The organism is Methanocaldococcus jannaschii DSM 2661, from assembly GCF_000091665.1.
GTDB lineage: Archaea > AGJL01 > Methanococci > Methanococcales > Methanocaldococcaceae > Methanocaldococcus > Methanocaldococcus jannaschii.
Genome location: NC_000909.1, coordinates 543,838 through 565,652, shown reverse-complemented (window position 1 = coordinate 565,652; position 21,815 = coordinate 543,838). Strand labels below are relative to the sequence as shown.

The window sequence follows — 21,815 nt, the reverse complement described above, 5'->3', positions numbered from 1 at the left end:
TTAAAAAATTTTAATTAGATTTTAAGTTCATCTTCAGGACCTTCTACTGTTACAATTAAATACTGTCCATCCAATTTTATATCTGCAGTAATTCCTTTTTTCTCCATTTCTTCTTTATCTCTATCTTTTTTCTTTAATAACTCTTCATATTTTTCTTTTGCAGTCTCTTCATCCTTGTATTTTTCAACTCTAACAACTTTAACTCTGTCGTTATTTTCAAATGATATTGACATTCCTTCTGCCACTGTTTTATACCATGGGCTGTAAGTGCCACTAACTTCATAAACACAAGCATCTGATGGAAGTCTATCATATATTTCCATAACTTCTCTATTTTTCAATAAAGAATCCATCTCTCCATTAATTACATTTATGCAGTCATAAACTCCCTGCTTAGTCCCTGCAATTATCATATCCTTATAAAATGTTAATGCAATTTTATCATCGTTAGGTTTTGTATATATCTTAAATCCTCCATACTCTTCTACTGGATTTACCCCAATTTCTTTGAGATGATTTTTAAACTTATCAAAGTCATAATCTCCTTCAATAATAATAACGAACCTATCATAACCACTGCCTGAAAAAATCATCCTTTTAGTTTTGTTGATATATATCCCTGTCTTTTCACCGTTTGCATTTCCCAATCTTAAAGCATTCAAAATTTTTGAACGGTACTCTGATGAATATTTGCTATCTTCAATATTTTTAAAATTCACATATACAAAGCCATTATAATCAACTGGTAACATTTTGATTAATTCATCCGCCTCACTTTTACTGTCATTTAAACATCCACACAATGAAGTTCCTATAATTAGGGCTAATAAAATAGCCAATATTCTTACTATTCTCATAAATTTCACCTCCCCCTAACAGGTTATCATTAGTTATAACCCACTGCTTTTTTCTATCTCTTCATATTATCACCTCCATTTGTGAAGCCCCACAAATTTGCGATTCTAATATATAAACTTTTCGTCTATAAATTTATTTAACTATATAAATACAATAATATAAATAAAAAAGAGTGCGCAATTGATAAAAATTAGATAAAATAAATTAGAATAAAAAAAGTAGAAAGTTTAATAATAATACCATATTGTTTTATACTCCTCAATGTTTTCTCCAATCTCTTTTAAACTGTCTAAGTATTCCTTAATTGGAACATCTTCATATGTGTAGAGTTTAGTTGGATATATCCCCTTCTCCCATGGATGCATTAAATAAACCCTACTTCCATTTGGCTTTATAGCTATTAACTCTCTATCCTGCCATGCTCTCAAGTGATTTTTCCCCATTCTTGGGACGTTGAATATTGGCTCATCTGTTCTAAATGAACCTGGAAGCAATCTTGCTTCCTCTTTAACTTCCTGAGCTAATCTTGCTATTGGAACCAAGTAATCTTTATGTTCCATCTTCCCTTTTGGATAAAAAGTATAGTAAGGAATAATTCCAACCTTCTTTAAAGCAATTCTTAAAGCTACGTTTTCAAATCTCCTACTTACATATCTGTGGAATACATGTTGATTATAGATGTAGATATTATTTGTTCTCAACTTTTTAACAGCCTCAGCAACTTCTGGAGTTATCTCATAACAACTCTCTACATGTGTTGAAATCATCAAACTCTTTTCAAAACTTCCTAATAACTCAGCTAATTCATCCGTTATTCTCATTGGGGCAGTTACTATTGTTCTTGTTCCAAATCTAACTCCTACAACGTGGTTCATCTCAGCTATTCTATTTAGCATTTTTTCGATAGCTTTATCGCTTAAGCTGAATGGGTCTCCTCCTGTAATTAAGATTTCAATCATTGAATCGTGTTCAGCAAACCAATCTAAAGCTTTCTCAACCTTCTCCCATCCTGGGAACGCCTTAGCATCAAAATCTTGCACCATCCAGTTTCTTTGACAATAGACACAAATCTGTGGGCAGGATTCATAAGGCTTAATGATTGCTATAGTTACATATCTCCTTGTTACTAAATCTATTGGAGAAGTGTCATGCTCTCCCATGAAGTCAAATGCTATGTTCCTATCTTCTTTATGCTCAATCATCTTTTCAACATACCACTCTGGTGGAATAACCTGCCTTCTAACTGCCAAATCCTCAACGTAAGGGTTTTCAAAGTCAAATAAGTGGAGATAATAAGGGGTTAATCCAAATGGTATGCCATTCTTTACAGCTTTTTCAATAATCTCTAAATCTTCATCTGATATTTTAAAGTTTGTCACCTCTCTTAACTCTCTCAATATCTTAACGCCTTTTAAACCTCTCAATACATTCTTAAATTGCCATTTGTAATTAAACCACTCTTCGTCAGTTATTCCAAAAAATTCCTCTAAAATCTCTCTATTCTTTTTTCTCTTTAAGATAATTCTCTTATCTAACCCACTTGGATATCTGCTTATATACTCCCTCATAATTTCATAAACCTTGTCTAAGAAATTAGACCTCGCTATCCCTGCCTCTCTACCTTTTATTTTGCTGAAATCAATAAATTTAACTCCTTCTTCTAATAATCTCTTCCCTAAAAACCCTAATGAATAATCTGCCTTTCCAGACATTGCTAAGAATAAATGTCTAAATTCTTCAATAAACCCCTCCCTAATTTCTTTTAAAGCCTCTTCATCTCCCTTATATGCTTTCCATAAATATTCTAATGTGCTGAAACCTGCCAATCTCTCATTATCTTTGGATATTATGTTTAAAAATACTTCAATTGCCTTTAAAGCCAACCATCTATCAACTTCATTATCAAACTTTATTCTTCCCATTCTAATTTCCCACTCTAATTCTTTACAAAATTCAAATAATTTCTCTCTCGCTTCTTCTACACTCTCACTCTCTTCCAAAATTTCTCCAATCTCTGGAAGTGGAGAAAATATGTCCAAAAATGTTTTATAACTAATGGTTTCATACTCAGTCATGGATTTTATTGTCATAATATCACCTCTACACCATTTAATTTAAATAATTTGATATTCTATTAACGACCTCCAAACATCTTCATAAACTTTTTTTGTTAGAATTTCATCGAAAATTACATCAAATCTTTAAATAAAAATAGGAAAAATTCCTTTAGCTAAAAACTTAGAGCTTTTAAAAATTAGCATTTTCTCATATCAATAATGTTGATAATCATATAAAAATTTTTTTATTATTTGAGATTGTTAATAAGACCATTTCTTATTTTTATGTTGTATTAGATAAAGATTTTATGAGAAATATACGATTAAGAAAAGAAAACAAAATATTTCAAAAGTAAAAGCTAAATATTTATTATAAAGAATAAATATTTTTATTCAAGATAAATAGCTGGTTTAAATGGAATGGCTACTCTCTTTTTATTAGCCTTATCTTCTCCATTAATTATAATATCCTCAACACCAACCTCTTTCTTTAAGAACTCTTTGGCATTTTCTAAAACCTCAACCTCATTAATAATCTCTGCATTAAGTTTTATTAATTGATTAACTAACTTTGGAATTTCCTTACCATACTTTCTAAATTCTGGATTTTTCATAATGATTGGCATTAATTCTTTAATAGTCTTCCCTTCATTTTCTTTAATAATCTTCAATATCTCGTATTTCCAATCATCTGCAGTATATAAGTAGATTCTCTTTGGCTGAACCTTAGCAACGTTTATAATCTCTTTGATATCCTCCATAACTGCTTTTAAATACTCCTCTCCCTTCTCAATCTCATCATTTATAAACTCCTCTTTAACCTCTGGGAATTTTGCTAATGAAACAAAGCCCTCTTTTCCTAAAATCTCCCACATCTCTTCACATAAATGTGGTGTAAATGGCATCATCAGCTTTATTATAACCTCTAAAAACTCCTCTAAAACTCTTATATTATTTCCTCCTCTTCTTCTATACCATTTTAAGTCATCCAACAACTGATAGAGCAAAATTCCAGCTTTTCTTAGCTCAAAGTTTTCCATATATTCATCATACTGTTTAACGGCTTTATACAATCTACTCAATAACCATTTATCAATATAGCTGAATTCTTCTCCTGTTTCTCCTCTTCTCTCAGCAATCTCTTTTGCAAATAAATACAACCTCTCTAAAACTTTTTTGGTATTTTCCATTTCTTTAAACTTGATATCGGCATCTTGTGGTAGTTCAGCACAGGTTGTTATATAGAATCTACCAACGTCAGCTCCAAATTTCTCAGCAACTTCTAAAACTGGCAATACAGGACCTTTTGACTTAGATAACTTTTTCCCTTCAATTGTAACATAACCATTAACTACTATCCCTCTTGGCCAAAACTCTTCTGGGAATATTGCAACGTGGTTAAAGATATAGAATGTTAAATGGTTTGGAATCAAATCCTTAGCTGAACATCTCCAATCAACTGGATAGTAGTAGATAAATTCTTTTCTCATACCTTCAATAATATCCTTTGGAATTCCTGTCTCTTTAGCAATTTTATCAACATCCCCTTTTCCTAAGAACACATAATCAAATAACTCTAAAGTCAATTGCTCTGGCTTTATATTATGCTGATTGATATATTTTGCTACTGTGTAGTATGCTGGATAAATTGTTGAATCAGATAGAGATTCAATAACCCATCCCTCTTCAAATGGGAACTTTGTTCCTAAACCTCTTCTTCTAACACATGCCTTGTCCTTCATCCAATCAATCTTCTCATGGAATACCTGCCTTAAATTCTCTGGGATGAATCTCATCTTATCTATACATTTGTGAGCTAATTCTTTCCACTTCTCATCTGAATATTTGATGAACCATTGTCCTTTAACCATCTTAACTATACATGGGGTTCCACATCTACAGATAACCTTTTCTTCACTAAATTCATACATAATTTCTGCCAAACCTTTATCAATTAAATCCTTTGTTAATTTGTCTTTAATCTCTCTAACTGGAATTCCTTCATAATCTAAGCAGTTTTCATTTAAAACTCCCTTGTGGAATTCATCTTTATAGATTTTTTTAGTTGCTTCCTCTAACTTATCCTCTTCTTCCTGACTTTTAATACCCATCTTTTCAACAATTTCCTTTGCAGGATATTTTCCATAACCAGGGACGTTAATTAATGGAATTAAACCAATTTCATCAACTAATCCTAAATCCCTTAACGCTATGTAGTCGTAAGGTGCATGTGCTGGAACTGACATGACACATCCAGTTCCAATATTTGTTTTTACAAACTTAGCTGGCAATATTGGAACTTCTTTTCCTGTCACCGGGTTTTTTACTTTTTTATTTATAAGCTGTTCTCCTTTAAATTCTTCAATAATCTCTATCTTTCTATCTTGGTGTTTTAATTTTTCAGCACACTCCTTTGCCATTATCCATATGCCATTCTCAATTAATTCAATCCCATTTTCAGTTTCTTTCTCTAAATAGACCTTTGCCTTTACATAAGTTGCTTCAGGATTAACCCAAACGTTTGTAACTCCAAAGACAGTTTCTGGCCTTAAAGTAGCCATTGGCATTATACAGCCATCTTCTGTTGTGAATTTTATTAAGATGTATTCAACTAAAGTTGCGTTTTCTCCAACTAATATGTCGTGGTCTTCTACAGGGTTGTCGCATCTTGGACAGTATCTAACTGGGTGAGAACCTTTAACAATTAACCCTTTCTCTTTTAATTTGTGGAACTGCCATTCTATAAATTTGTTAAAAACTTTATCATCCGTTTTAAAGTTCCTTCTCCAATCTAAGCTAAATCCCATTCTTTTAAATGCTTCTTCAGCTTTCTTTGAGAAATATTCAACAATTTTCTCTGGTGTTGTTAGTTCTAATAACTCTTCTTTTGGTATTCCATGTAATTCAGTATATGCCCAAATTGTCTTTTCATCTCTATTTTTTATTAATTCAGCTAAACCTAAGATTGGTGTTCCTGTAACATGATAACCAAAAGTCCATAAAACGTTTTTATTTTTCATTCTTTGGAATCTTGCAACAACCTCTGGGATAGTGAAAGTTCTTAAATGTCCAGCATGCAAAACTCCATTTAAATATGGAAATGCCGCAGTTATAAAAAATTTCTCTCTATCATCTGGATTTGCTTCAAATATCTTTGCCTCTTCCCATCTTTTTTGCCACTTCTTTTCAATCTCTTTAAAGTCAATCATAACCATCACATCCTTTCATTTTTAATGTTCAATACTTAGTTTTTACAAAACATTACATTATTAAAATAATTAAGGTATATTAATAAGGCGTTTAAAACTCCATTTATTAATTTAACCCTTTTGCAAAGGACTATAACTACAAAGTTCTACAATATTCTTTTTATAGCGTTCCACACTAAAAAACTCTGCGGTTTTAAAGTTCCTTCGATTGGATTTAAGAATAAGATGTTTTTCTTAACTAAAAATTCTCTAAGTTTTTTAGGTATTTTTATATCTTCAATTTCGTAACTATCTTTAAATATTTTTAATGCATCAACAACTTTTTTATAAAGTTCTTCATCTTCTTCTTTAACATTCTCTAAGAAGTATTTTAGTTTTTGGGTTTCTTCTTTAAGCATTGAGGTTAAGATATCTTCTAATTTCTTATATTTCATCTCATTAATAACGTAGATTATATCTATTGGTTTTCCCCCTACATAATTATAGATTAACTCTTTATCTTCATTAGTTAGGTTAATATTATTCTCCTTTGCTAAAAAATCCATAAACTTTAAAGCAGTTTCCCTATCAAAATCATCAACTAAAATATATTTGCATCTTCCTTCTAACATTGCCTCATTATAAACCCTCTCAATAAATAAGCTATCGGAGCTTAAACAAAAAACATGACATAGATGCTTATGCTTAGTTAGAGAGACAAAGTAATTAAAAAGCTCATAAATTAAAAATCCATTTAGTTTTAAGTCCCCTATTTTTTGTAGTTCATCTATAATAATTATTGGTTGTTTTCCTTCTCTTTTAATCTTGATTAATACAGAAGTTATATATCTAAAGACATTTTTAACATTCCTCTTTTTTAACAATTCATTTAGGGTATTTTTTGGTATTGGAATGCTATCAACAACTCCTGTAATGTTTAACAAAGCATAACTCTTAATAACATCTGGATAATCTTTAATTAGGGATAAAAATAACCTCTTAACTTTATCAATAAATGGTTCTTCATACTCCTCAAACAAAACTTCAATGAAGTCATCATACTTAGATATAAATATTTCCCTCAAATCAAAATAAAACACAACATACTTATCCTTATTTAATCTATTATTAATAATCTCATTTATTAAAGCAGTTTTTCCAGAATTTATAGAGCCAAAGATAAAATTTATTCTTTGAGGTTCTGACTCAATAATATGCAGGATTTCCTCTATTTCTTTCTCTCTGTTGAAGAATTTCATTTTAAACCCCCTAATCTTATTTAGCTAATTTTAGCTCTTCTATAATCTCAATAAGTGTATTTACTAATTTATCCCCAGATAATTTAACCTCTTCAGATATAGGGCAAAAATCTATAATTTTTGGCTGAATTCCTAAAATAATTATTTCTGCATTTATAAATTTTTTTAAATATTTAACTATTATAGACAATGGCAATGTATGAGTTGAGAAACTGTAATTTATTATTTCATCCTCTTTTATAATCTTAACCTCTCCAACATCTTTATCCATTAGGGCACAGTCGATTATTAAAATATGAGTTGGTTTTATCTCTTTTAAAATATCTGTAAAAAAATCAGGAACAGTTCCAGCATTTATTAAATAGAGATTTTTGATGTTTATAAATTCTTTTTCTTCTCCAAAATACCTCATCAATTTTTTAACTACATAAATGCCAACAGCATCATCTCCTTTCAACTCATTCCCAATGCCCATAATAACCAATTTTTTGCAGTTCTTTAGTTTATCCAATAACATTTCCTTCATTATATCATCCTATTTATTATAAAACCAATTATTAAAGCTATTATTGGAGCTACAACCCACCAAAAAATAATATTTTTTAAAACTTTCCATCTTACTGTTTTTATTCCCTTAGTTAAACCAACCCCTAAGATTCCACCAACAATTGCTTGAGTCGTTGAAACTGGCATACCTAAAGCAGTAAAAATTGTTACTGCCAAACCTCCAGAGAGTTGGGCAATAAATGCAGAGCTAACACTCAAATTTGTTATCATAGATAATGTTTCTGAAACCCTATTTCCGTATAAATAAGCTCCCAAGCATAAAAAAATAGCTCCGATAATATAAATTATTTGGGATGTTGTAAATGTTCCTAATACAGTTGGTAAATCGTTACTTCCTAAGTTGAACGCTACAACAGCAGCACTTATTAATAGAAAATATCTAATCATTGTTATCTTTTTGAGAATTGAGATATCTATCTTTTCATAAGCTGAATACAATATATAGGCAATAACAACAGCTATAATTGGAGATAATATCCAGCTTAATAATATCTCACCAAATACATATAGATTTGATGAGTTAAAATTTAATCCAATTAGAGAGCATATAATAACTGTATGCAATGATATTGGCACTTTTTTGTATGTTGAGAGTGTCATAACTAAGGCAGAGATTATTAAAGCAGTTAAAGCATCAGAAGATAAGCTATTAACTGTACTTCCAACATTTTTTGCAAATAAAGAACCAATTATAACTGAAATGCTAAATAAAATTAGCAGATTTCTATATGTTGTTGCTCTTGATGCATAGGCAGTGCCTATAGCGTTGGCAACATTATTAGCCCCTAATATAAACAATAAATAAAAACTTATGATTAGCTCTAAATTTATAGAAATCTCTATAGTAATCACCCATTTATCTAAAACTCATTTTATTTTGTGTGTAAATAAATTATATGTAACTCATCAGCCACATCTTCTATGTAGTCGCTAATATTAACAATATTATCTATAAAATCACACAAAATTTTTCCCTCCCAAAATGATTCAACTTCCAAATTTATTAAATACTTATAAATCCTATTTTGATAAACATCATCAATAAATTTTTCTTTGTCTTTAATCTCTTTGATAATTGGGTCTAAATCCCCACCTTTTTCAATAACATCTAAAACTCTATCTAAGTGTTGAAACATATCCACGGTAATCATTAAAACAAGGTCTATTTCATTTTTTAAATACTCATCAAACTCTTCCTTTAATAACTCATATAACATAGCGGCATGTTTTAAGCTGTCTAATGTCTCATCTAAAAGCTCTGCAGACCTTGATAACTCTCTTCTCATATTTGGTAAAAATGCCTTTTCTAAGTTTATCCTTATATTTTTTGTAGTTTCATCTCCTTCCTCTTCTATTTTTATAATCTCTTTTAATATTTTTTCATCTTTGGAATTCATATAATCTTTTAATAGCTCAATGCTTTTAAGAGACATCTGAATTAATAATCTAAGATTATCTATTACACTTTTCTCATTATCCCTCTCAAATAAAAAAATAGACATAGTAATCACATCCATTTTAGATTTTTCTTAGTATTTTATCTATTTTACTTCTATCTTTTAAAATATTTTCAACATCTGATTTTGAATTTACAATAATTTTGTATTTATTTTTAGATAATTCAACGTAATAATCATCATTAAAATCAACCATTTCTTTAATGGATTTAACTCTTGCTGGACTTTCTAATTCATAATCTGATGCATTTCTTAAATCTCTCAAAATAGATAAGGCATTATAAACTCTTCTAAATTTTCCATCTTCTTTTTTAAGCACATTAAGAAAATCTAAAATAATTTTATGAGAATTAGACAGTTCAATTAAATATAAAAATTCTTTTGCCTCTTTTGAGTTGTAATTTTTTAAATTTTCTTTTAAAATCCCTCTTAAAAATAGAAATGACGCATAATAGTATCTCCCAATAATTGTTCGATTTTTTGCCTCTTTTTTATCTACTTTTGATTCTTCTAAGAATTCAGCAATATATACAAAATCTAAGGGATTAAACATCTGTCCCACCTGTAATGGGATAAACTAAAACATTTTTAGATTTTGGATTTTCGTATATTTTGTTTTCAATCTGTTCTGAAATTTTAAAGATATTTTCTTTGTTTTTAAATTTTATAACAACTATTAAATGCGGTTCTGGATGATTTTCAGAATCTATGAGCAGTTTTATTTCTTTTATATGATTATCATAGATTTTCAAAAATCTTTCAAGAATTTTCATAAGATATTGAATAATTTCAAACTTATTGTCCAAGCTCTCTTCAAATATTGATTTATCAAAATATATTTTCTCATTACCTCTTATAGTATTGATAATTAAATCTGGGCTTTTAACATCAATTTCCATAATTTCACCAAAAAGTATTATAAAAAATTATTATTTGCCCTTAGTAGCTATTTTTATCCCATCTTTATCAATAACAGCAACAGCACATGCAACAGGATGCTCAAATTCCTCATAATTTAATATATAATCTGCTATCTCTTCAGCTGTCTCTCCTTTAATATCTATAATCTGGTTTTCATCTATTTTACAGGCGTTATAAACTCCCAAATAATAGCCTTTCCCATCTTTTAGTTCAACTTTCTTAACTCTAATGTCATCATGAGCAACATAACCCATATAGCATTCGTTTTCATCTAAAATAGCCGCAATCCTTGGGGTCTTATAATCATCTTTTTCATAGTCCATAACTGCCAATACGTAAGCTAACGCATCTCTCTTTCCAAAGTGCAATTTTTCAGCTATAAAGTCAGTATGTGTTCCGTTAGAAACAACAATCGTTTTATCAATAACCTTTATGCAATTGTATGTGATATATGGGTTTTTAAACATCTCATTCAAATCCTTTGGAATTATTGCAACTGTATTGTCATCCATTTTCTTTGCCTCTCTGTTTGGAAAGCTTCTACTTGAGACTCTATAGGCAGCGAATGGTTTTCCTTCTTTAGTTTTTCCAACAACTAAGAATCTTCCAATATACATAAATTCACCTCTCCCTACCATAATAGCATTTATATTGTTTTGAGTATTTTAAAACCTTAATGGTTTCATTACATAATAAAAAATCTTTTAGGTTTAGCCTTAAAATCTTAACTTTATTTCAAAATCTCTCTTATAGCATACCATTTCTTTACAGAGGTTGGCTTAATAATTCCATTAATAACATCATAAAATAAAATCTCATTTTTAATTAAAAACTTAAAATACTTCATCTCCTCTTTTTTAACTTCTTTTTCATAAGAGATTTTTATTTTGTCCTTAAATTTAGATAAAACTTTATAAAGCTCCTCTTCATCCAAATCAGTTGTATCTATTAAATACTTTATTTTATCCTTCTCAATATTAATCCATTGCCTTATTGTCTCTTCAACAGACAAACCTAATTTTTTATTCTCAATCAAATCAACTATTTCATAAGGTAGAGATAAATAATCTAAACAATAATTAATCTCTTCTTCACTAAACCCCTCCTCTTTCAAAATATTTCTTATAGTTCCTTTTCTTAACCAATCAATTAAATAATACTTTGAAGTATTCTCTAAAGTTGAACTTTGATAAATCTCCTCTATAAACAATGTATCAGAGGTTAAACAAATAACATGGCATAAATGCTCCATTTTAGTTAGAGAGACGAAGAGATTAAACAATTCATTTAACAATGACTTACCACCGTTAAAATAAATATTTTTCAACTTCTGCAACTCATCAATTATCAAAACTGGTTTCTTTCCATCTTCTACAACAGCATTTATACTCTCATTTATCTTTGCAAAGACATCATTTAGTTTTAAGTTATTAAAATCAAAGTTCTCCTCAACACCAAACTTAAAAACTCCCAAGTTAAGTTCTAACTTATTTAGCAGATATTTTTTTTCTGACTTCTCAAAAAATACTCTTAAAAATTCTTCTTTGCTATAGGTTGCATACTTCCTTAGATTATAATAGAAAAACACTATATTACTATCTTCTAACTCTTTAATAACTCTTCTCATTACAGTTGATTTACCAGATGATTTAGGGCCATAAACAAATAAAATAGAGTTTGGATCTAATTGACAATAGGTTTTTAAATAATTCAGCTCTTTCTCTCTATTATAGAATTTCATAATATCACCAAAAAAGATATATAATGTTTGTTTAAAATCTGTTTAGCTCTTATAATGAGGTATCTACTTTTATGGCATTTATAGGACAATACCTTGCACAAATCCCACAATTTGAGCATTTATTTTCATCAACTATAGCAACTCCATAGGTTTTTATTGCTCTTCTTGGGCAAAATACAACACAGTTCCCACAACCAACACATTTCTCTAATATCTTTATCCCCATTGTAGCACCAAATATTATTCTTCTATTGGGATTAATTTAGCCTCCAACTTATCCTCAACACTTAACTTCATAATAGATTTTAGAGGACATCTTGGGACTGTTGGAGAACCAGGATTTAATAATAAAATATCTCTACAATCATCTATAAATGGTGTGTGGGTGTGTCCAGATATTAAAACATCAACTCCCATCTCTTTACCTAACAACCTCAATTTTAATCTATCCCCCCTTGGATAAACTACATCTCCATGAATAACTCCTATCTTAATATCATTTATCTCTAAAATCTCTTTTCTTGGTAAATTTAAATAATCCATATTTCCTTTAACAGCAACAACCTTAGCTAAATCTTTTAATGAGTCTAAAATTTCTTTATCAGTTACATCTCCACAGTGAATAATTAAATCCACATTTGAAAACTCATCAAAAACAGCTTTTGGTAATTCAAAAGCTCTATCATAGAGATGGGTGTCAGAGATAACCCCAATAAGCATAGTCCCACCTAAAATAAAAAAAGTGGTGTGCATGGCTTCCTTGGGGTGGGCATGTCCTCCAGTCCTCCCTCGCCCCCAGATTCCTTCTCCGTCCCGCACCCCCGTGAGCGCCGACGTCCTGCCTACCGTTGCTCCCTTCCGGGCCTGGCGGGGTTCGGCAGGTAAAGGGGGTTACATCTCCCCTACAGGAGATGCTCCCCCACCGCCGAGCCCCACGGGACGAGACCTCATCGAGGAGTCTGGGAAGGAAGGACTGGAGGACATGCCGCCCCCAAGTTTTCGGCCCCCGCATAAGGGCGATTTCGGGTTACAGGGGACGCCCAACCCCCCGGCCTAGCCATGCACACCAATTAATAATATAATAGGACTTTTTATATATAGTTTGTGGTGGTGCGTAGAAGTTTATCACATTAATTTTTAAGTTAAAGTATATATAATTGAAAAATATAAAGTAAATTTTGTATAGTTTTTTACAACTAACTAAATGGGTATTGATTTAACCTTAACTTATTGGTTTGCAAGGTTATTATGTGTAATTTATGAGAAATGGGAAATGATTTATAAATTCAACATTAGGAATTTAAGGATGATAATTATGAAACTCGTAAAAGATGCCTTATCAAGAAGTGATACAACCAGATATTTAAAAGATGAGTTTGGAGAAGCAAGAATCGTAGTAGTTGGTTGTGGTGGAGCTGGAAATAACACAATTAATAGGTTAATGGAGATAGGTATTCAAGGAGCAGAAACGATTGCAATTAACACTGATAAACAGCACTTAGAAGTTATACAGGCAGATAAGAAAATTTTAATTGGAGCTACATTAACAAGAGGTTTAGGAGCTGGTGGTTATCCAGAAATTGGTAGGAAAGCCGCTGAAATGGCTAAAAATATATTGGAAGAGCAGTTAAAAGGAGCTGATTTAGTTTTTGTTACAGCAGGAATGGGTGGTGGAACTGGGACAGGTTCAGCTCCTGTTGTGGCTGAGGTGGCTAAAGAAAATGGTGCTATAGTAGTTGGAGTTGTAACATATCCATTTAAAATTGAGAGGGCAAGAATGAAAAAAGCAGATGAAGGAATTGCAAGAATGTCAGAGGTTTGTGACACTGTAATTATTATAGATAACAATAAACTCTTAGACTTAGTTCCAAATTTACCTATAAATGATGCATTTAAAGTAGCTGATGAAATTATAGCTCAAGCCGTTAAGGGAATAACTGAAACTATTGCTGTTCCAAGTTTAATAAACATTGATTTTGCAGATGTTAAGGCAGTGATGAGTGGTGGAGGCGTAGCGATGATTGGTGTTGGGGAAGTTGATAGCAGTGACAGAGGAGATAGAGTGCAAAATGTTGTTAGAGAAACTTTAAGCTGTCCATTATTGGATGTTGATTATAGAGGAGCTAAAGGAGCTTTAATTCATATAACTGGTGGGCCAGATTTGACATTAAAAGAGGCAAATGATATTGGAGAAGGAATTACAAAAGAACTTGACCCAGAGGCAAATGTTATATGGGGAGCAAGAATAGACCCTGAAATGGAGGGCTGTATTAGAGTTATGGCGATAATTACCGGAGTTAAATCTCCAAACATTGTAGGGAAAGACACAAAGCCGAAAAGAATAATTCCAAAAGTTTCAAAAGAACAAAGTCAAAGAAAAGAACGTAAAATAGGAGGTATTGACTTTATAGTATAAATTTAATTAAATTGATTTGGATTTATTTTAAAATTTTAATTTTTAACTTTTAAATTTTTTAATAAATTTTTTAAATTTTTTATTCTTTAAAGGGGTTATTTATGAAGGCATGCGAAAGATTGTTATTAAAGATAGAGTCCCAAGAGAAATTTGTTGAAGAATTTAAAAGAATTTTGCTTGAGTTGGGCTTAACTTTAAAGGAATTTTCTGAAATTTCAGGGATTCCATACAGCACATTATACAAAGTTATTCAGGGGAAGGATTTTAGGGTCTCAACTCTAATAAAGATTTTAAAGACGATAAGGTCTTTTGAAAAGGATGAGAATATTGATACAATAGCAATTATTGCCGCAAGACCTGCCCTAAATAAAATTACGACAAGGAAGATAGGGATTAATGGAAAAAGTTATTTAATAAAAGAGTATCCAGCCAATTCTTTGGAGGAGTGTATTGTTGCAGCTGTTAGAGCTGAAAGAGAAGGGGTTAAGGGCATAGTTTGTGCTCCTATTGTTAGTGCAACTATTGAAAAAATCGTTAATGTCCCTGTAGCTGTTATTATTCCAGAAAAGGATGCGTTTATGAAAGCATTAGAAATAATTGCAAAGAAAATAAATGAATAATATATTAAGATTTAACATATTGAATTATTTTTTCTAAGAGTTTATCGGCTATATTAACCTCAGAGACCTTAGATAATCCAATCCAAGATGGTGTTGAATTTACTTCTAAAACTTTTAAACCATCTTCTGACTCAATTAAATCAACTCCAGCATAAAATAAACCAAGAGCATTTTTTGCTTTTAAAGCCAATTTTTCAATTTCTTCAGTTATTTCACATTTCTCAACTCTTCCTCCCTGAGAAACATTGTTTTTCCAATTTTCTCCTCCAATCCTATACATTGCCGCAACGACCTCATCATCAACTACAAAAGCCCTTATATCTCTATGTTCATTTCTTACTGGTTTTATAAATTCCTGGATATAGAAGGTATTATATTTTTCTTTAAATTCATTTAAAATCTTTAACTTAGTAGATATTGGCAGTTCTTTTTTAACCCTAACAATTCCCTCCCCACCACATCCAAATATTGGTTTTAAAACTGCTTCTTCAAATTTATCTATCCAGACAATTGCTTCATTTATACTTTCAGTAACAACAGTCTTTGGTTGTGGGAGATTATTTAATTCAAGAAATACAGAGGTTAAAAACTTATTTGATGCCCTATCTATTCCATCTGGAGGATTTATAACGGGAATATAATGATTTAAATACTTTAAGACATCAAATCTAAAAAAACTATCCCAGCCAAGATTTCTAACAAAACAGCAATCTAATTCATCTAAAAATGACTTGTAATATTTTAATTTAAAATCCAAATTAAATCCAGCTACAATATTTGAAGGGGTTATAACTTTATAATCTACTTCATACTTTTCACAGGATTTTATTAAATCATTGACTACAGCATCTCTTTCTATGGTAATTATACCAAGTTTCATTACTATCCCCTTATATAACTAAACAGTTAAATATTAATGAAGTATATAACAATTAATTATAAGTATGTTATGTAGTTTTATCTTTATTGCATAGAGTAAAATTAATGTCTTTCGAAAAATAATAAAACAAAAATAATAAAATTTACCAATGAAGTTTGAACGCCTTCCTTTGGAAGGCGTTCATGAGTGCCTTAGTTATTCTAAAAAGTTTTAAAAGACACTATATAATTTTTGACATGAGAGATGTTTTTATTAAATAATATTATATTCATGCATATATTTTAAATATATCAAATTATTATGGTGATGGAATGGAGAAAAAAACGTTATCACTCTGTCCTATATGTTTAAAAAGAATCCCTGCGACAATTTTAGAGGAAGACGGGAAAATTATTATTAAAAAAACCTGCCCAGAACACGGAGAATTTAAAGATATCTATTGGGGGGATGCTGAGTTATACAAAAAATTTGATAAATATGAGTTTATTGGAAAAATTGAAGTAACAAATACAAAGGTAAAGAATGGCTGCCCTTATGATTGTGGTCTTTGCCCCAATCACAAATCTACAACTATACTGGCCAATATAGATGTAACAAATAGATGTAATTTAAACTGCCCTATATGTTTTGCCAATGCCAACAAATCTGGAAAGGTTTATGAGCCATCTTTTGAAGATATAAAGAGGATGATGGAAAACTTAAGAAAAGAGATTCCACCAACACCAGCTATTCAATTTGCAGGGGGAGAGCCAACTGTTAGAAGTGATTTACCCGAATTAATAAAATTAGCCAGAGATATGGGATTTCTGCATGTTCAACTTGCAACTAATGGTATAAAATTAAAGAACATAAATTATCTTAAAAAGCTAAAAGAAGCAGGATTATCAACAATCTATTTACAGTTTGATGGAATCTCTGAAAAACCATATTTAGTTGCAAGAGGTAAAAACCTCCTTCCTATAAAACAGAAAGTTATTGAAAATTGTAAAAAAGTAGGATTTGATAGTGTTGTTTTGGTTCCTACCTTGGTTAGGGGTGTTAATGATAATGAAGTTGGGGGTATTATAAGGTATGCTGCTGAGAATGTGGATGTTGTTAGGGGAATTAACTTCCAACCAGTTTCATTCACTGGAAGGGTTGATGAAAAAACACTTTTAGAGGGAAGGATAACAATTCCTGACTTTATAAAGTTAGTTGAGGAACAAACAGATGGAGAAATAACAGAGGAAGATTTCTATCCAGTTCCTTCAGTAGCTCCAATCTCTGTGTTAGTTGAAAAATTGACAAATGATAGAAAACCAACTTTAAGTTCCCATCAACACTGTGGAACTTCAACATACGTATTTGTTGATGAAGATGGAAAACTAATTCCAATTACAAGATTTATAGATGTTGAAGGATTTTTAGAAATTGTTAAAGAGAAAATAGAGGAAATTGGAAAATCAAAAATGCACGATGTTAAAGTTTTAGGAGAAATTGCTTTAAAATTGCCATCTTTAATTGATTTAGATAAAGCACCGAAATCAGTTAATATAAAAAAGATAATTGATTTAATCTTAAGTGTTTTAAAGAGTGATTACAGTGCTTTAGCTGAACTTCACTACCACATGTTGATGATTAGTTGCATGCACTTTATGGATGCATATAACTTTGATGTTAAAAGGGTTATGAGATGCTGTATTCACTACGCAACCCCTGATGATAGAATCATCCCATTCTGTACATATAATACATTACATAGACAAGAGGTTGAGGAGAAGTTCTCAATACCATTAGAAGAATGGAAAAGAATGCATAAAATAGGAGGAGAAGATGATAGAGAAGATTATTAAAGAGAGTAGGGAAGGGGTTTTAATTGATATTGATGTTCAGGCAAATGCTAAAAAGAATGAAATTGTTGGTATAAACGAATGGAGAAAGAGATTATCAATAAAAATAAAAGCTCCTGCAACAGAAGGGAAGGCAAACAAGGAGATAATTAAATTTTTTAAGGAAATTTTTAAAAAAGATGTTGAAATAGTATCTGGAAAGCTAAATCCACAAAAAACTGTATTGATAGGAGATATTAAAAAAGATGAAGTTATTGAAATATTAAAAAGATATTTATAATCCTATCAATTCATTAAGCTTTTCATAAACTTTTTTATTTACCTCCTCATAGATGCTGTTTCCATGACTATCCATTGCCACAATTAAAGGGCCAAAATTATTAACTTCCAACTCCCAAACAGCCTCTGGCATCCCTAATTCATCTAAAAAATATACGTTATCAACTCTTTTTACTGAATTAGCTAACAAAGCTGCACAACCTCCTGGAGCTGCTAAATAAACCACACCATAATCTTCAAAAGTTTTTAATAACTCTTTTTTCATTCCTCCCTTTCCAACAATTGCAGAGATGTTAGTTAATTTTATGAACTCCTCTTCAACATCATTCATCCTTGCAGATGTTGTTGGGCCTATAGAAACACAAACCCAGCTATCATTTACTTTTTTCATTATTGGGCCAGCATGGTAGATAATAGATTCATTCAAATCAAAAGGTAGTTTTTCATTGCTTTTTAGCATCTCAATAATTTTTAAATGTGCTTCATCCCTCGCAGTGTATATTTTGCCATTTAAATAGACAATATCTCCAACTTTAAGCTTTTTAACATCTTTTTTTGTTAATTTGTTAAATGTATATTCCAAAATATCCCTCCTGATATTTTATAGCTTACTCTATAATCAAAACCATAATTTATTTATAATTAGTTTTAAAATCTCTTACATAAAAATTTAGACCTTTTTGGTGAAAAGATGATATGTATAATCATGGGTAGTGAAAGCGATTTAAAAATAGCTGAAAAAGCAGTTAATATTTTAAAAGAATTTGGTGTAGAGTTTGAGGTTAGAGTTGCCTCTGCCCATAGAACACCAGAGTTAGTTGAGGAGATTGTTAAAAATTCAAAGGCTGATGTATTTATAGCTATAGCTGGATTAGCCGCTCATCTACCGGGAGTTGTAGCAAGCTTAACAACAAAACCAGTTATTGCTGTTCCTGTTGATGCAAAGTTAGATGGTTTAGACGCTTTACTTAGCTCAGTCCAGATGCCTCCTGGAATTCCTGTTGCTACTGTTGGAATTGATAGAGGAGAAAACGCTGCTATATTAGCCTTAGAAATCTTAGCTTTAAAAGATGAAAATATTGCAAAAAAATTGATTGAATATAGAGAGAAGATGAAGAAGAAAGTTTATGCATCAGATGAAAAAGTTAAGGAAATGTTTAAATAACTATAACCATTAAATTTTTATGTTATAACGTTGCTAATAATTTTTACTTATAAAAGTGGAGAGGGATTTACATGCAGAGAGTGAATCCAACAAGAATGGAGTTATTAAAATTAAAAAATAAAATTAAATTGGCAGAAAAAGGGCATAAATTGCTTAAGCAGAAAAGAGATGCTTTAATCATGGAATTCTTCCAAATTATAGAGCAAGCTTCAGATTTGAGGGATAAGGTTGAGGCAAAGTTAGCTGAGGCATATAAAGATTTGATAATGGCTCAGACAGTTATGGGAACTTTAGCAGTTAAAGAGGCAGCATTAGCAGCTAAGAATGATAAATTAGAAGTTGATATGGATACAAAGAATATTATGGGTGTTACTGTTCCTACTTTTGAAATATACAACGTTAGAAGAAAGGTTGGTGAAAGAGGCTACTCACCTTACGGAGTTAGCTCAAAATTAGATGAAGCAGCTAAGAAATTTGAAGAAGCTTTAGAATTAATAACTGAATTGGCTGAAATAGAGACATCAATTAAACTCTTAGCTGAGGAGATTATAACAACAAAAAGAAGAGTTAATGCTTTAGAGTATGTTATTATCCCAAGATTAAAATCTCTCAAAAAGTATATATCAATGAGATTGGATGAGATGGAAAGAGAGAACTTCTTCAGGTTGAAGTTAATTAAATCGAGAATTGAGAAGAGAGAAGCCGAAGGGGAGACAGTATAATTACAAAAATAATTTTTGATGCAACTGAAGCGTTAGCTTCGGGTTACAAATTCGAAGGATTTGTTTAACAGAAAGCTTTGCTTTCTGGCTACAAAAACTCGAAGAGTTTTTGTTTAACTTTTTCTAAAAGTTGCAGGGAAAACTTCTTCAGATTGAAGTTGATTAAGTCAAGAATTGAGAAAAGGGAGGCAGAGGGCGAGACAGTATAGAAATTAAATAATTATAATAAATAATTCTTAGTTTTTTGGTGATGTTTATGGTATTCAGAATACTTGGAAGAATGACTAAAATAGAAAAAGAAATTAAGGAAGAAGAGGCAAAGTACGATTTAATAATTAAAAATGAAGCAAAAATTGAACCAATTGTTGCTGAAGAGGATATGGAGTTTAAGCAGGGTGATATAAAACCTATAAGAATTAAGAAAATTAAAATTCCTCCAATGTCAGTTTTGTTAATTTGTCCTTACGGTAGGCACAGAGTTGGGCATGTTGTAGCTGTGGGAGAAGAGGTTCCAATGCCTATAGATGTTGAAAGAGAAGTTGATATGGCAATGTTTGCATGTGGATTTGAGGGAGAAGTGAAGAAAGGAGATTTAATCGGAATGTTACTTATACTTGCAGCTGAAAAAAGAGAGTAAGTAATTTACTAAAAACTTTTTTATTATTTCTTTATAGAAAATTTAACAAAATTTTATTATTTTTGAAAGATGCTAATTTTGGGATTCCTATGGAGTTAATTGAAATATTGCTAAAAAAACTAAACAAAAATGCAGTAGTTACAGAGATAGCCAAAGATAAAGACCCTTTTAAGGTTTTAATATCAACTATAATAAGTGCAAGAACAAAGGATGAAGTAACTGAAGAGGTTTCTAAAAAACTATTTAAAGAGATTAAGGATGTTGATGATTTATTAAACATAGATGAAGAAAAATTAGCAGATTTGATATACCCAGCAGGATTTTATAAAAATAAGGCAAAAAATTTAAAAAAATTAGCCAAAATTTTAAAAGAAAATTATAATGGGAAAGTTCCAGATTCTTTGGAAGAGTTGTTAAAGCTCCCAGGGGTTGGAAGGAAAACAGCTAATTTGGTTATAACCTTAGCTTTCAACAAAGATGGGATTTGTGTAGATACCCATGTCCATAGGATATGTAATAGATGGGAAATAGTTGATACTGAGACTCCTGAAGAGACAGAGTTTGAATTAAGAAAAAAGCTTCCTAAAAAATATTGGAAAGTAATAAATAATTTGTTGGTGGTTTTTGGAAGGGAGATTTGTTCTTCAAAATCTAAGTGTGATAAATGTTTTAAAGAAATTAAAGAGAAATGCCCTTACTATGAAAAAATTAAGCACTTTGAAAATATATTAAAAAAATTCAATTTTAGAAAAGTCTCAAAAAACAAAATCCCTAATGAAAAAGGAACTTACATCTTAAAAATTAGGTTAAAAGAAGGTAAAAAAATAAAATTTGGAAAAACAGAGAGATTTTTTAAAAAAGGATATTATTTCTACATTGGCTCTGCCTTTGGAAATTCAATGAACTTAAAAAATAGGATAGAGAGGCATTTAAAGGATGATAAAAAGATGCACTGGCATATTGATTATTTATTAAAATATGGTAAGATTGAAGAGATTTATATTACAAATGAGAGAGTTGAGTGTGAGGTTGCAAATGAATTTATAAAAAAATTTGATTTTGTTGAGAACTTTGGATGTTCTGATTGTAAATGTAAGAGTCATTTATTTTATTTGAAACCATAGAGGGGGCGTAGCCCCCTCTATGGTGTGGATACCCAGAGCGGGGCTTCACTACGTTCAGCCCCACTTAATTAAGAGGCATTGCCGAGTGAAGCGAG

At 30.7% G+C, this 21,815-nt stretch carries 23 protein-coding genes and 1 other RNA gene; 8 read left to right on the top strand and 16 right to left on the bottom strand.

Annotated features, from left to right (window positions below):
• Positions 1-14: 14 nt before the first annotated feature.
• From MJ_RS03360 to ffs, 14 genes are all read right to left on the bottom strand, one after another.
• Positions 15-857 (bottom strand): hypothetical protein, encoded by an 843-nt coding sequence (locus tag MJ_RS03360; protein WP_244409484.1) that lies wholly within the window; start codon positions 855-857, stop codon positions 15-17.
• A gap of 228 nt (positions 858-1,085) precedes the next feature.
• Positions 1,086-2,948, bottom strand: a complete 1,863-nt coding sequence (locus MJ_RS03355) for a KamA family radical SAM protein (RefSeq protein ID WP_010870139.1) — start codon at positions 2,946-2,948, stop codon at positions 1,086-1,088.
• Positions 2,949-3,304: 356 nt separating this feature from the next.
• Complete coding sequence (gene leuS / locus MJ_RS03350; RefSeq protein WP_064496564.1) at positions 3,305-6,130, bottom strand: leucine--tRNA ligase; 2,826 nt, start codon at positions 6,128-6,130, stop codon at positions 3,305-3,307.
• Positions 6,131-6,270: 140 nt separating this feature from the next.
• A complete protein-coding gene (locus tag MJ_RS03345) occupies positions 6,271-7,362 on the bottom strand; it encodes an ATP-binding protein (RefSeq protein ID WP_010870137.1) in 1,092 nt (363 codons plus the stop codon).
• Positions 7,363-7,378: 16 nt separating this feature from the next.
• Positions 7,379-7,888: a hydrogenase maturation peptidase HycI gene (gene hycI / locus MJ_RS03340; protein WP_010870136.1), complete on the bottom strand. Its 510-nt coding sequence runs from the start codon at positions 7,886-7,888 to the stop codon at positions 7,379-7,381.
• A complete protein-coding gene (locus MJ_RS03335) occupies positions 7,888-8,781 on the bottom strand; it encodes an inorganic phosphate transporter (RefSeq protein ID WP_010870135.1) in 894 nt (297 codons plus the stop codon). The genes hycI and MJ_RS03335 overlap by 1 nt, the downstream gene beginning before the upstream one ends.
• A 20-nt stretch (positions 8,782-8,801) precedes the next feature.
• Positions 8,802-9,446 carry a TIGR00153 family protein gene (locus MJ_RS03330; RefSeq protein ID WP_010870134.1) on the bottom strand — a complete coding sequence of 215 codons (645 nt, stop codon included), beginning with the start codon at positions 9,444-9,446 and terminating at the stop codon, positions 8,802-8,804.
• Position 9,447: 1 nt separating this feature from the next.
• Positions 9,448-9,939: a hypothetical protein gene (locus MJ_RS03325; RefSeq protein ID WP_244409482.1), complete on the bottom strand. Its 492-nt coding sequence runs from the start codon at positions 9,937-9,939 to the stop codon at positions 9,448-9,450.
• The gene (locus MJ_RS03320) at positions 9,932-10,285 is read right to left on the bottom strand and encodes a hypothetical protein (protein ID WP_010870132.1); all 354 of its coding nucleotides are present in this window, start codon (positions 10,283-10,285) and stop codon (positions 9,932-9,934) included. Before MJ_RS03320 ends, MJ_RS03325 begins: the two co-directional genes overlap by 8 nt.
• A gap of 30 nt (positions 10,286-10,315) precedes the next feature.
• On the bottom strand, positions 10,316-10,924 hold the full coding sequence (gene purO / locus MJ_RS03315; RefSeq protein ID WP_064496562.1) for an IMP cyclohydrolase: 609 nt from the start codon (positions 10,922-10,924) through the stop codon (positions 10,316-10,318).
• A gap of 113 nt (positions 10,925-11,037) precedes the next feature.
• Positions 11,038-12,048 (bottom strand): ATP-binding protein, encoded by a 1,011-nt coding sequence (locus MJ_RS03310; protein WP_010870130.1) that lies wholly within the window; start codon positions 12,046-12,048, stop codon positions 11,038-11,040.
• Positions 12,049-12,097: 49 nt separating this feature from the next.
• Positions 12,098-12,274, bottom strand: a complete 177-nt coding sequence (locus tag MJ_RS03305) for a 4Fe-4S binding protein (protein ID WP_010870129.1) — start codon at positions 12,272-12,274, stop codon at positions 12,098-12,100.
• A 14-nt stretch (positions 12,275-12,288) separates the two neighbouring features.
• On the bottom strand, positions 12,289-12,768 hold the full coding sequence (locus MJ_RS03300; protein WP_064496561.1) for a metallophosphoesterase: 480 nt from the start codon (positions 12,766-12,768) through the stop codon (positions 12,289-12,291).
• A 28-nt stretch (positions 12,769-12,796) separates the two neighbouring features.
• An RNA gene (gene ffs / locus MJ_RS03295) (signal recognition particle sRNA) lies at positions 12,797-13,112 on the bottom strand.
• Between the two features lie 251 nt (positions 13,113-13,363).
• On the opposite strand from ffs, the gene ftsZ reads away from it, so the two are divergent.
• The gene (gene ftsZ, locus MJ_RS03290) at positions 13,364-14,464 is read left to right on the top strand and encodes a cell division protein FtsZ (protein WP_064496560.1); all 1,101 of its coding nucleotides are present in this window, start codon (positions 13,364-13,366) and stop codon (positions 14,462-14,464) included.
• Between the two features lie 101 nt (positions 14,465-14,565).
• Positions 14,566-15,084, top strand: a complete 519-nt coding sequence (locus MJ_RS03285) for a helix-turn-helix domain-containing protein (RefSeq protein WP_010870126.1) — start codon at positions 14,566-14,568, stop codon at positions 15,082-15,084.
• A gap of 4 nt (positions 15,085-15,088) precedes the next feature.
• Here MJ_RS03285 and mptN read toward each other — a convergent pair whose 3' ends face one another.
• Positions 15,089-15,964 carry a tetrahydromethanopterin:alpha-L-glutamate ligase gene (gene mptN, locus MJ_RS03280; protein ID WP_010870125.1) on the bottom strand — a complete coding sequence of 292 codons (876 nt, stop codon included), beginning with the start codon at positions 15,962-15,964 and terminating at the stop codon, positions 15,089-15,091.
• A 311-nt stretch (positions 15,965-16,275) separates the two neighbouring features.
• On the opposite strand from mptN, the gene tes reads away from it, so the two are divergent.
• A complete protein-coding gene (tes, locus tag MJ_RS03275) occupies positions 16,276-17,796 on the top strand; it encodes a tetraether lipid synthase Tes (RefSeq protein ID WP_010870124.1) in 1,521 nt (506 codons plus the stop codon).
• Positions 17,777-18,073 (top strand): DUF167 domain-containing protein, encoded by a 297-nt coding sequence (locus tag MJ_RS03270; protein WP_010870123.1) that lies wholly within the window; start codon positions 17,777-17,779, stop codon positions 18,071-18,073. Before tes ends, MJ_RS03270 begins: the two co-directional genes overlap by 20 nt.
• On the opposite strand, the gene MJ_RS03265 is transcribed toward MJ_RS03270, so the two are convergent.
• The gene (locus tag MJ_RS03265; RefSeq protein ID WP_010870122.1) at positions 18,068-18,655 is read right to left on the bottom strand and encodes a FumA C-terminus/TtdB family hydratase beta subunit; all 588 of its coding nucleotides are present in this window, start codon (positions 18,653-18,655) and stop codon (positions 18,068-18,070) included. The two genes, MJ_RS03270 and MJ_RS03265, sit on opposite strands and share 6 nt — an antisense overlap.
• 108 nt (positions 18,656-18,763) lie before the next feature.
• Here MJ_RS03265 and purE point away from each other — a divergent pair, with 108 nt between their 5' ends.
• The 4 genes from purE (at position 18,764) to MJ_RS03245 (ending at position 21,720) form a co-directional block, all read left to right on the top strand.
• The gene (gene purE / locus MJ_RS03260; protein ID WP_010870121.1) at positions 18,764-19,237 is read left to right on the top strand and encodes a 5-(carboxyamino)imidazole ribonucleotide mutase; all 474 of its coding nucleotides are present in this window, start codon (positions 18,764-18,766) and stop codon (positions 19,235-19,237) included.
• A gap of 71 nt (positions 19,238-19,308) precedes the next feature.
• A complete protein-coding gene (locus MJ_RS03255) occupies positions 19,309-19,959 on the top strand; it encodes a V-type ATP synthase subunit D (RefSeq protein ID WP_010870120.1) in 651 nt (216 codons plus the stop codon).
• A 256-nt stretch (positions 19,960-20,215) separates the two neighbouring features.
• Positions 20,216-20,596 carry a DUF22 domain-containing protein gene (locus MJ_RS03250; protein ID WP_064496559.1) on the top strand — a complete coding sequence of 127 codons (381 nt, stop codon included), beginning with the start codon at positions 20,216-20,218 and terminating at the stop codon, positions 20,594-20,596.
• A gap of 89 nt (positions 20,597-20,685) precedes the next feature.
• Entirely contained in the window at positions 20,686-21,720 is a 1,035-nt protein-coding gene (locus MJ_RS03245; protein WP_010870118.1) for a DUF123 domain-containing protein, read from the top strand.
• The last annotated feature ends 95 nt before the right edge of the window (positions 21,721-21,815 follow it).